The 9837-nt window shown below is 54.8% G+C and carries 10 protein-coding genes; 3 read left to right on the forward strand and 7 right to left on the reverse strand.

Features of this window, described 5'->3' with window-relative positions:
- Positions 1-239 precede the first annotated feature (239 nt).
- Both BXA07_RS29210 and BXA07_RS29215 read right to left on the reverse strand, forming a co-directional pair.
- On the reverse strand, positions 240-881 hold the full coding sequence (locus BXA07_RS29210) for a DUF4304 domain-containing protein (RefSeq protein ID WP_076573193.1): 642 nt from the start codon (positions 879-881) through the stop codon (positions 240-242).
- A 617-nt stretch (positions 882-1498) separates the two neighbouring features.
- A complete protein-coding gene (locus tag BXA07_RS29215) occupies positions 1499-2080 on the reverse strand; it encodes a FlhC family transcriptional regulator (protein ID WP_076573194.1) in 582 nt (193 codons plus the stop codon).
- Between the two features lie 703 nt (positions 2081-2783).
- Between BXA07_RS29215 and BXA07_RS29225 the strand changes: the two genes are divergently transcribed.
- Positions 2784-3479: a S24 family peptidase gene (locus tag BXA07_RS29225; RefSeq protein WP_139335857.1), complete on the forward strand. Its 696-nt coding sequence runs from the start codon at positions 2784-2786 to the stop codon at positions 3477-3479.
- 97 nt (positions 3480-3576) lie between these two features.
- On the opposite strand, the gene BXA07_RS29230 is transcribed toward BXA07_RS29225, so the two are convergent.
- The 4 genes from BXA07_RS29230 to BXA07_RS29245 form a co-directional block, all read right to left on the reverse strand.
- Entirely contained in the window at positions 3577-4638 is a 1062-nt protein-coding gene (locus BXA07_RS29230; RefSeq protein ID WP_076573200.1) for a DUF932 domain-containing protein, read from the reverse strand.
- A gap of 165 nt (positions 4639-4803) precedes the next feature.
- Positions 4804-5826, reverse strand: coding sequence for a DUF7146 domain-containing protein (locus BXA07_RS29235; protein ID WP_076573197.1), 1023 nt, complete (start codon positions 5824-5826; stop codon positions 4804-4806).
- Positions 5827-5841: 15 nt separating this feature from the next.
- Positions 5842-6177 (reverse strand): hypothetical protein, encoded by a 336-nt coding sequence (locus tag BXA07_RS29240; RefSeq protein ID WP_076573198.1) that lies wholly within the window; start codon positions 6175-6177, stop codon positions 5842-5844.
- On the reverse strand, positions 6170-6709 hold the full coding sequence (locus BXA07_RS29245; RefSeq protein ID WP_139335858.1) for a hypothetical protein: 540 nt from the start codon (positions 6707-6709) through the stop codon (positions 6170-6172). The genes BXA07_RS29240 and BXA07_RS29245 overlap by 8 nt, the downstream gene beginning before the upstream one ends.
- A gap of 664 nt (positions 6710-7373) precedes the next feature.
- Here BXA07_RS29245 and BXA07_RS29250 point away from each other — a divergent pair.
- Together BXA07_RS29250 and BXA07_RS29255 are read left to right on the forward strand one after the other, a co-directional pair.
- The gene (locus tag BXA07_RS29250; RefSeq protein ID WP_076573201.1) at positions 7374-8159 is read left to right on the forward strand and encodes a hypothetical protein; all 786 of its coding nucleotides are present in this window, start codon (positions 7374-7376) and stop codon (positions 8157-8159) included.
- Between the two features lie 951 nt (positions 8160-9110).
- On the forward strand, positions 9111-9368 hold the full coding sequence (locus tag BXA07_RS29255; RefSeq protein WP_076573202.1) for a helix-turn-helix transcriptional regulator: 258 nt from the start codon (positions 9111-9113) through the stop codon (positions 9366-9368).
- 4 nt (positions 9369-9372) lie between these two features.
- Here the strand turns inward: BXA07_RS29255 and BXA07_RS29260 are convergent.
- On the reverse strand, positions 9373-9837 hold a 465-nt coding region (locus tag BXA07_RS29260), incomplete at its 5' end, for a tyrosine-type recombinase/integrase (protein WP_139335859.1).

Consider the following 9837-nt stretch of genomic DNA (forward strand, 5'->3'; position numbering starts at 1 on the left):
CATATCCCTCGGTACCTGGTACCTCAGCAGGTGCATTGGGTCTAATCTTGATTGTCATAAATTGGGCTGATGTGACCGGCTCCCACGGCCGGAGTTGGACAGGATGTCTTGGTCGGCCAAGCACTTTATGGCCGCTTTTGGCCGCTTCCGGCTGGTTGCCGTCGTTGGCAGGTTACGCCCCATTGTGGACATGGTACAGATTCAGAGCAGCGTTTCGACGTGCTGGATACTAGTGCACGCTAGCTTGTTTGGTTCGGCGGACTATGGGACAGTGCTGCGATTCGCTCCAGTTCCGATCTAAGTCCAAATGCATTGATTGCGTGTTCGAGTCCGTACGTTGCAAATGAAACGGCATCGGGGATTCTCCCTTCGACTTCGCGCAGACGCGCGAGTACAAGAGCTAAGCGAACTTTCGTTATCCCAAATCCATTGAATTCCATCGGACCTTCCACCAAGTGTTCCACTTTCATCGTGGCGAGTGGAGAGGGCGGCATCGACATCGTATCAAACACCGGGCGACCGTATGCCACGTAGACCTTGGTTGCATCGTTCATTGCCCTTTCAAGTGATGCCTGATCATCATAGCGCCACCACTGATCTGCCCCGGATTCCGACAATCGTCTCCTGAATTCACACGCGGACTCAGCGATCTTCTTTGGGGCGGGTGCGTTACCTAGTACATCAGGAACAGCAAGTGGTTGAATAGCAAGATTGATCGCGAACTGTCCTCCATAGCTCGACCCCTGAATATTGACCACATGGATTTGACCAGCCCGAATGCGGCGGAACGTCCTACCAGATCCCGTAAAGCCTTCTGCACGAAGTTCTGGAGCCAGGTGAACCTTGATAATGGTTTCGATACGCGTGGTTTCAATGGACATTGTGTTTCCCGAAATTCAAAGTAACGGAATACTGGTAGGCACAGCGTGGAACCAGACCGTAAATAAATAGCGTCACCGCCATCCAACTAGCGACTTTGTCGTCCCATGAGGTGAACGACTGCTTCTGGCCGCTTGCCGTCAGCCGACTTCCGGCCGAAATGACCAATGGGCAGCTTCAATCCTGAGCGTGTCGCCAGATTGCAGCTCTATTTCAAATTGCCCATTCTTCAACTCCGCAGAACTATTGACTGATGAGGACGGTCCCCAACTCTCGCGTCTTGGAAGTTCAATGCTTGTAAATCCTTCAAATACAAGCATATGAGGCGGCAAGCCAACTGGCAGTAAACGTATATCGCATCGGGCGGCCTCCCAGCTGACGTAGATGGCTGAAAGCGTAGCGTCGTGTATTAATAAGGTACTAAAATGCATCGCTTTTTTCCAAAAATTTCAAGTGGCCGCTCTTGGCCGATAGCGGACGATCTAAATAGCTCAGCGTACGAGATTGCTGCCTTAAGAGCAAGTAAAAGAGTTTGTTATGGGCTCAAGCCTGACGTTAGATCGCAATACAAAACTATCAGTGCATCACTACAAAGAACGCAGAAAAAACCATGAAATGACTACTTTTTCTCTACGGTCAGGCGCAGGTCAGGTTTGCCAGCAAAGCTCGATTGAATACGAGAATCCGTGGCATAGCGCTTGACGAGCTTGCAAAACACACATCCGGAGTGATCCGCCGAGGTATCCCCGAGTGCGATTAGATAGCGGCAGCGGCAACGCGGGCAGGTATGCAGCGCCAACTGCGATGAATGGTGGGTCCAAATGCCCTCTACGCTAGCGATCAGCTCGAAAGCGCGATCAAACGAGATGCTGGAACGGCCATTCCACCGCTCTCGATACATCTTGTAGGCGCAGACCATGGCCTTCCGTGCCGAGCATGCATGTTGCGTACGCAGGAAATGAAAAATAGTGGCGATCAGTGACGCCTCGGCACGTTGCACCAGTGTCGCCATATGGTACCAATCCTGCGAGCTAGGCCATCGACCGCCGGTGGCCACCCGGTCATTGTAGAAGTACTCCCGCAGCAGTGATGCACTCAATCCGGTCAAATAGGCGACGGTTTTCATCCGCGCGCCCTGTTCGACGCAGGATTTGGCAAGCTGCAGGGCCTGAATGTGCCGCTCTGCATGTTCGTACGCCATACGTCACCTATGCGAGGCGGGCATGAGCCGTAGTCGCCTGGCCGGCACGCGAGGGGCCACGGGTTGCATCCTGATCAACAGCGCGGACCCGGCACAACGTCATGGCCAATACGGGCGGCGTTTCCAGGAGAGTTTTAAAATTACCTATCGGCTTAAACAAGCTTTCATGCGACATGCTAGCGGCAAGCTGCTGCAATGAGTCCACGCTCATTGCGGCCAGTGTCTCGGCTGAGGCAGTGTCGAGGTGAAAGGTGCAGCAAGTGGCAAGGGGGTCTTGCTTCAGACCCACCTGGATAGTGAGTAAGTAATTTAAGTTGAGGTACTGCACGTCCGTGTATCGAATCGCGTCTTCCATGGTCCACCCCGCTTTGCCCCGCTACGGCGGGGCGTGGTCATTCATCCGGTTTCCGCTGTGCACATCTGCCACGTCGGTCAACGAATGGGCGAAGTCATGGGTAAGAGGACTGCGCGCGACAGCATTAGCACATTAAAAAAGACTACTCCGCAAAATTTCAAAGGTCAATAGCAACTGCTAATCGAATCAAAATATTTATATGCACTTTAGCAAAATTTTACTAGAGGAAATGCGATTCTCGCCCTAAAATCAAACTCTACCCCATAAAAATCTACCCGTAACAACTGCTACAAATAATCTACAAATAAATCAAAGTCTCTCACTTCCCCCTTCATGGAGACAAAAATCGTGACAATAAGCAATAACATCCCGCTTACCAGAGAGGCCGTGCGCGAACTTGAGATTGATATCGTCCCTGGTGTGCGGCAACGACTCATTGCAGAACTCGACAGACGGGGAATACATCCTGGTCAACGCGAGCACTTCCTGAGCCAGATTACCGGCCGAGCCCTACAAACAGTGGCGCGCTGGATCGATGAAGAAAAACCAGGTCTGCCCGACCTGAAATCCCTCGCCATTGTCTGCCTTCAGTTCGACATGGATGCGAACTGGATCCTGGGATTGACATCGCATCGTCTCCCGTTCCCCAAGCAACAACTATCTCCACAGGTTCAGGAACAGGTCTACCGTCATGAAGAGCCCACCTTTGACTGGATCGGTCACATGCTCGGGCAAACCGCATCGTTCACCGGCCCTAATCAAGTTGGAGTGATGAAGGGAGATGACATGGCTCCGCTCATCCATGATGGCGCCCCATTTTTTTTTGATGCGACGGTCCATGAGGTGGAGGTCAACGGAATCTATCTATTGGATTACCAAGGAAAGCGCCTTGTGCGACACATTGAAATCATCGTGGGAGAAGGCCTATTACTTCGTTGCGAAAACCAACGCTACAACTCAACTCTTGTGAAAATATCAAAAGCAATGCTTACCCTGAAAATTGTAGGACGTGTTAAAGCCGCCATTAATATCAATCGTTTTTGACGTATCAAGACTCGCATCATGTTTCATTGAGCGAAATTCCCCGGTAGCCAAGCTACCGGGGGAACCCAATCGTCGTGGTGTTAGATTTCATGCCACGCTACTTTGCTTCAGCGACCTCGCTCCACTCCTTGTCCGAAAATTCGAGCATTTTTCCACCAAACTCCTCAAATTCAGTGGCACGATCATAGTCATCCACTTCCTGCGAGTAGCCTGTCACCGCATTGAGCAAGCCGTAGCCGTTCAGCTGCTGTTCCGCAATCAAATGGCGTAACACGCCGGCACGCTCCGCTTCGTTCAGTACGAAGCGATTCGCTAGCACCTCCACAGATTTCACCGGATCGCCCGTCAATGCGATGCCCATGGTCTTGCGCATCTTCTCCGATATCAGTTGAAAGGTCGTCTCCGACACAGCAGTCTGCACCATGTCCCGCGCTTTCAGAAAGATCGCGCGATCTTCGGCTTCCACGGTGTCATCTTGCAGCACAACGTCATCACCACATTCGAGCAAACGCCCTGCATGGTTTTTTCGCATTGAGCGCTCACAAGCGATCAACCCATTGCTGCATTTCAGGCGATAAATCAATGGGTCCACACGCAGCCGCCCCACCCCGATCTCCGAGTTGCTGACCACGACGCCGGCCTGCAACACGTCTCCAGGCACGACCTCATGCGTCACCTCGGCACTGACCACCTTCACATACATCTTGTTTTCTGTCAGCTCCACCGACTCAAAACGGGCACCCGGCAGTTTAAGCAAGATCGGTAAAATGCTGTGGGCCAAATCGATATTGTCGAGCCGACGGAAGCGCGACGACAAGAAGGCTCTGGCCCGCCCCGCCAAGGTCCGTACCATATAGCTATCTGTGGCATTGATTCTGAGCCACGCATTGATGTTGTCATCGAGCAGTTCGGTATCAAATGAACGCATACGCTTAAAATACGGCAACGGTATATCCAGTTTCCTTGCCAGCTGCGCGCAGGCAAAATCGTTCATCAGGTATCGCTTCTTGCCATTGGGCTCATCAATGACGAGATTGCACTGCCCTGCCGCCGTCGTCTCGCTTACCAGCTTCGTCGCCGGCACGATCATGTCCTTCCTGAGCGCTGCCTGCCGCTCGAGTTCGACGACGAGTTGTTCCAAAGGACGTCCTGTTTTCATCACAACCTCCATGAAAAAAGCGGGCGATGCGGCTCCCTGTCGGGAACGCATCCCCGCAGGGTCAAGCACGCGGAATGTACTCAATTCCACGTGGGCGCAGCATTGCGCCATCATGCGGCGACCAACCGGCCACCGCGCCAAATTCACTGCTTTGCTCTCTTCACCTCACGCCGCACGACAAGTGCGGTGAGAAATCTTCAGTAACACCTCCGCCCAATCGGCGCCAGCCGACTTCGGCACAAACACCTCGGCCGATCGCCCTGCCCGCCGTGCATGGGATTTCAGGTAGCGACGCGCGAGGCTATAAGCAGCGGCCTGCCCATCAAAAAATGCATGCGCATCGTTGTCAGCGTAAATGCGCAGGCGTTTGACTGTGTCCGGGATCCACAATTTTTCCAGGTTTCCGGCACTCATCCCCGCCCACACTGGCTGATGCGAACGTTTCATGACCGCCAGCGCGGTCTCGATGCCTTCACACACAGCCAATTCATCTGTGGATGGCGCCAGACGAATGGCAGCGCCATCGATGCCAGCGCACAGTAACTTCTTGACTGCGCATTCGCGGGCCTTCTCGCCATTGCTCAGATAAGTCCGATGCAACGACACCGTGTGGCCACTCTTATCCTGCACACAGGCCACCATGGCCGGGTAGCGTCGCACCACAACGGGTTTCCCCGTAACCAAATGACGCTCGTAGTAACCCAACGCAGGATGCAGGCGCAGTGTCGACGGGTAGCGTTCCAGGTTCACGCCCCGGTTCCGCAGATACCTGTCCACCTCATCTCCCGGTGTCACTGGCACTGTCTCGGCCAGAATCCTCCGAATCAGGCCATCGCGTTCTGTGCGCGAGTCCTGTGGGAGCGAGATCGGCGCCCTGGGCGCAGTCACGCCAAGATAGCCTTCAACCCTGCTCAGCGCGTCTACAGCACTGAGCCCCAAGTAGCCCATTAGCAATTTAAATCCGCCACCGGCGCCGCAGCCACGGCAAATGTAATTGCCGTGGCCAAACTTATTCGTGTACTGAAACCGGTCTGTGCCGCCGCAATCACCCAATGGGCACGGCTGATTGCGTTGATTGAGCACTTCGGCATCCACGCCCAGCGCCAGCAAAATTTCCGTCCATCGACCAAACGCGCGCTGCTTGACTTGCTGAAAATGCGCGTTGAATTCTTCCTTATTTCTGCTCATGTTGACCTCCCCCTGTCAGGTCCCGAGAGAACTGCCTCGGTTCGGGCACGCCACACGGCGCGTAAACAGCCACCCGTGCTCGATGGCAAAGCCAACCCGTCCCGACAACAGTTCGTTAAACGTGAGAGATATCGTTCGTCCCTCCGGCCGGCCTCGCTGTGGATCGACCTGAAAACCGCCGGGCACCAGAGACAAGCGTATCGACCGCAGTTCCTGCCCGAGATAGAAAACACGGCCTGGCTGCCTCACAACGATCTCGCTTTCCTTGATTCTGAAGGTCAGCTCGTCGACATCTTGCACCTGACAAAAGCGAACGGAAGGGAATGCAGCGGCAATGGTGGCATCACGCATGGCAACCTCCCTTCCTGCCAGTCTGGCGCGCTCCTCTACCACCATGGCCATTTGAGTGAGACTCACCGTCCTCTGCATTCAGCGATGCAAAAAGATCGACTTCATGGAGCTTGATCTGCTCATTCATCCACTGCGGATTCTTGAACAAATTGTCGGAAATCCAGTCTGGCTTTGTCAGTACCGCCTGGCGGGCCCACTCGGGGTAGTCCTGCAGCGCAGTCATAAACCAGCGGTACAACTGCGAACTAATCCAATCGCGCACCTCCTGCGCATCGATGGCACCGATGAATGGCAGCTGCGACAACGGACTGCCACTGACCACCTTCATGCAATTGACGAAGGAAAACGGCTGCGTATCGCGAACCGGGTCCGTAAACACCCAACGGACCAATTCAAATTTCTCATCCAGTGGCGTGCGCGGGTCGCTGAGCAAACTTACTTTGCGCAATAGCCACCAGTGCAATGCCACCAGCTCCTCTTCGGAAAATTCAATCGCGTCGTCATTCGTTTCGTGCGCGGATACCTTGCTCACAGGTTCGTGCGGCGCGGCTCGATGGAAGGAAGTGTCCCTATCCTGGGGGACGCGACAATAGTTGATCTGATATCTGCTCATGATTGCCTCGCACAAGAAAAAGAGACGAGGCAAGTCCCTCCCGGGATGCATCGTCCCAAAGGGGGAAATAGATCATCCGGTTGCTACGACGCACCGGAACTTCAATTGACTGGCTTGATACTGTCGGCTGATGCCGTTTCGGCGGGGATGCCAGCTACCGTCCTGAAAACGCATGCAAAGTGCTTTGACGTAACGGCGCGGTGCGCGTGGCACGTCAAAACACTCTCGTTATTCAGGAACACGGACGTCACACCTGGAAACAGGAGACGGTCCAATCGGTGCTGCGGTACGCTGGGCGCAATTGATCAGGCTTGCCAGACGATGCAGGGCTAGCTGCTGCGATAATACTTTAGGTCGCCCTCCCCGGCCTGTCAACACAGGTTCGACGAAAAATGCTTCCGGCAAATCCACCGGCACCGGGATCACGCAGTTGCGTACGCATCCATACGGGTATCGACATGCCCGAGCGGCAAACACAGTACCCGCAAATACGCTTCCAAAGCTCCGCGCATTCCTCTTGAATCAACAGGATGGCGAGTACACCATGTTATGTAGCCCAGTGGGCATTTTCGAGGACATCACCATGAACTACCCAGCTCCCACCCATTTGATCGTCACGCGTGATTACGGCGAAACCAACAGGAAGTTGCTGGCCAAGGAGGCCGCCGCCGATCTGACACGCGTCGAATCTGCGAGCCGCAAGGTCAATATCTCGCTCGCCAGTCCGGAAGGCAAGCGTTTGTACTTGCGCTGCTTCTACGTATCACAAGCGAATTTCCATTTTATTTCCGTCTTTGCCAGGATGAAATTACCAGCCGAGGATGTCGATCAAGTGGAGCAGGAATTGCGCACCATGCTTGACGCGCGCATTGTCCTTGCCAACCAGCGGATCGTCGCCTTCGAGAAACTATGCCATCAACATGGCATCCACGAACTGGCCAGCTACGACATCGAACCTCTCGCCCTCGAAGCAAAAGTCTTTTCCATGTTTGGCCGGCGTTTACTGGAATTGATCAGCAAAGTCGACCAACTCATGCCCATGCTCGAAACCTTGTGCATTGACGAGGTGCTCTCGACAAGCCAGCTCATCACCGAAAAATCGCAGATCAAGAAAACCGTCCGGGCGGTGACCGCTACCACGCGCGCGCTATCGCTCGGCCTGCTCAAACGCATCAATGCACTGCCCGCAACTGAGCGCAAGCCCACCGCACCGAGCATCCTCCCCTCCCAGGGTGATGATTCAGCCACCTCTCCAGCGTTCACTGGAGTGACGCAACGAGCAGACCATCCGGCACCAAATCCGGCCCCTGAGCGGGTTTTAAGCACTCCAGTCGCCCCATTCAGCGAAGAGGTGCCGGCAAGTCCCTGACGAACCTTACAAGCCTTCCTACCCGTTTCCCGGATAGGAAGCCCCCCCCCAACCAACCGGCACGGAGGAAGCCATGTGCCTTAAATTGTTACTCTGCAGTGAAGCGCCTGCGGCACCGGCATGGTGCTTAGCAGCGATGGAAGTCGCATTTGGTCCGTCCTATCGGGTGGAGCCAAGAGGCGACAGCATGTTGCCTCTGGAGACGCCGCAACGACACAGCGGCATAGCAATCATGGTGATTGAGCAGGCAACCAGGTTCGACCCGCATGATGTCCGGCGCCTGATCGAATGGTGCCAGGTCCACGACAAGGTGGTGTTGGCATGCGGAGTGTTAACGGAGGACGAGCGGGAATCCTACGGATTGAACCATTGCATCGAATTGGACATCATTGTCCCCCACGCACCACGCTGTATTCAATGGACTTCCTGCGCCGGCACGCTCCACCTATTCGAAGAGATGATCGTACCGACGCTGAAAACCGCCCAGCGCACTTCTCATCTCTATTGCTCCGGGCTACGATGCCAGCACCATCGCAGTAGAGAGACCACGGGAACGCAGCGGACATGGACACCTCGCCAGGGTCCTGAACGCAGGAAGTGTCTCACAGGCCGTTCCCATGCCATCTCTTTTCCACAGGGTGATAATCCATCGGCCACACGCCACTGACACCGGCCGCTGCGCCTTCACGTAATTACCGTGAAATGCCACCGAAATATGCCGGTTTTCAACTTGATGCCCACGATCAGCGCAGCCACCATGGAGCAGGATGATCCGTCATCCGTCATCGATCATGGAGACAGCTCATCATGAAATATATGCCCCCTTCGAACCATTCGCCGTTTACCAACTTGATGCACCCTGACATTGGCCTGGGAGCATTTGTCGGCAATCTCAAACGGCAGCGTCGGTCTGGCCCGAAAGCCGGCCGCTCTCCTCGCGCAGTACGTGTCTTGACCGAGAGCGAACTCAATGTACCTGGCCGGGTTCTCATTAAACGCCGCCAGCTCTTGCAAAAAGTGCCGCTATGCGAGCGCACTATCCTGAACCTTGAAAAAAGAGGACAATTTCCCCAGCGTTTTAGTATTACCTCGCGCCTGGTTGCCTGGGACCTCAACGAGGTGGACGCATGGATCGCCGAACAGCAGACGGCCGCACGCCGGCCCGGTGCACCGCAGGCACAGCCACTGTCGCGCAGCCCGTCTAAATAGCCTTTTAGTCTTTCCGCTTTGTCCAGGCGTCGATCATGTCTGCCCACTCCTGCAGCATGGTCCGGCGCTGAACCGCGTATTCAGCCTTGTTATAGACGGCTCGCACGCCCCTCTGCTCGTGGGCGAGACATTTTTCGATCCAATCGGTGTTGTAGCCTGCTTCATGCAGCAGGGTCGATGCCGTTCGACGCAAATCATGCGGCGAAAAATCGGCCAGTTGTTTCCCACAATCTCGTGCCGTGGCGCAGACTGACACCAGGATGCGATTGAGCGAAGCACCATTCATCGGCACATCAGGGTCATATCGCGATGGCAAAATGTAAGGGGACGTACCAGCACAGGTGCGTAGTGCGACGAACATATCGAGCGCCTGGCGTGACAGATAGACGTTGTGGGGGTTGCGACGCTTCATCCGCCTGGCCGGAATGGTCCATAGAGCATCGGTAAAGTTCACCTCACTCCATGTTGC

It is taken from the genome of Janthinobacterium sp. TND4EL3, from assembly GCF_900156175.1.
GTDB lineage: Bacteria > Pseudomonadota > Gammaproteobacteria > Burkholderiales > Burkholderiaceae_D > Janthinobacterium.

Coding starts and splice junctions, on each gene's coding strand:
- BXA07_RS29235 (WP_076573197.1), bottom strand. CDS start 5,826: ATGAGCAGAAATAAGGAAGAATTCAACGCGCATTTTCAGCAAGTCAAG.
- BXA07_RS29230 (WP_076573200.1), bottom strand. CDS start 4,638: ATGAAAACAGGACGTCCTTTGGAACAACTCGTCGTCGAACTCGAGCGG.
- BXA07_RS29250 (WP_076573201.1), top strand. CDS start 7,374: ATGAACTACCCAGCTCCCACCCATTTGATCGTCACGCGTGATTACGGC.
- BXA07_RS29210 (WP_076573193.1), bottom strand. CDS start 881: ATGTCCATTGAAACCACGCGTATCGAAACCATTATCAAGGTTCACCTG.
- BXA07_RS29215 (WP_076573194.1), bottom strand. CDS start 2,080: ATGGCGTACGAACATGCAGAGCGGCACATTCAGGCCCTGCAGCTTGCC.
- BXA07_RS29240 (WP_076573198.1), bottom strand. CDS start 6,177: ATGCGTGATGCCACCATTGCCGCTGCATTCCCTTCCGTTCGCTTTTGT.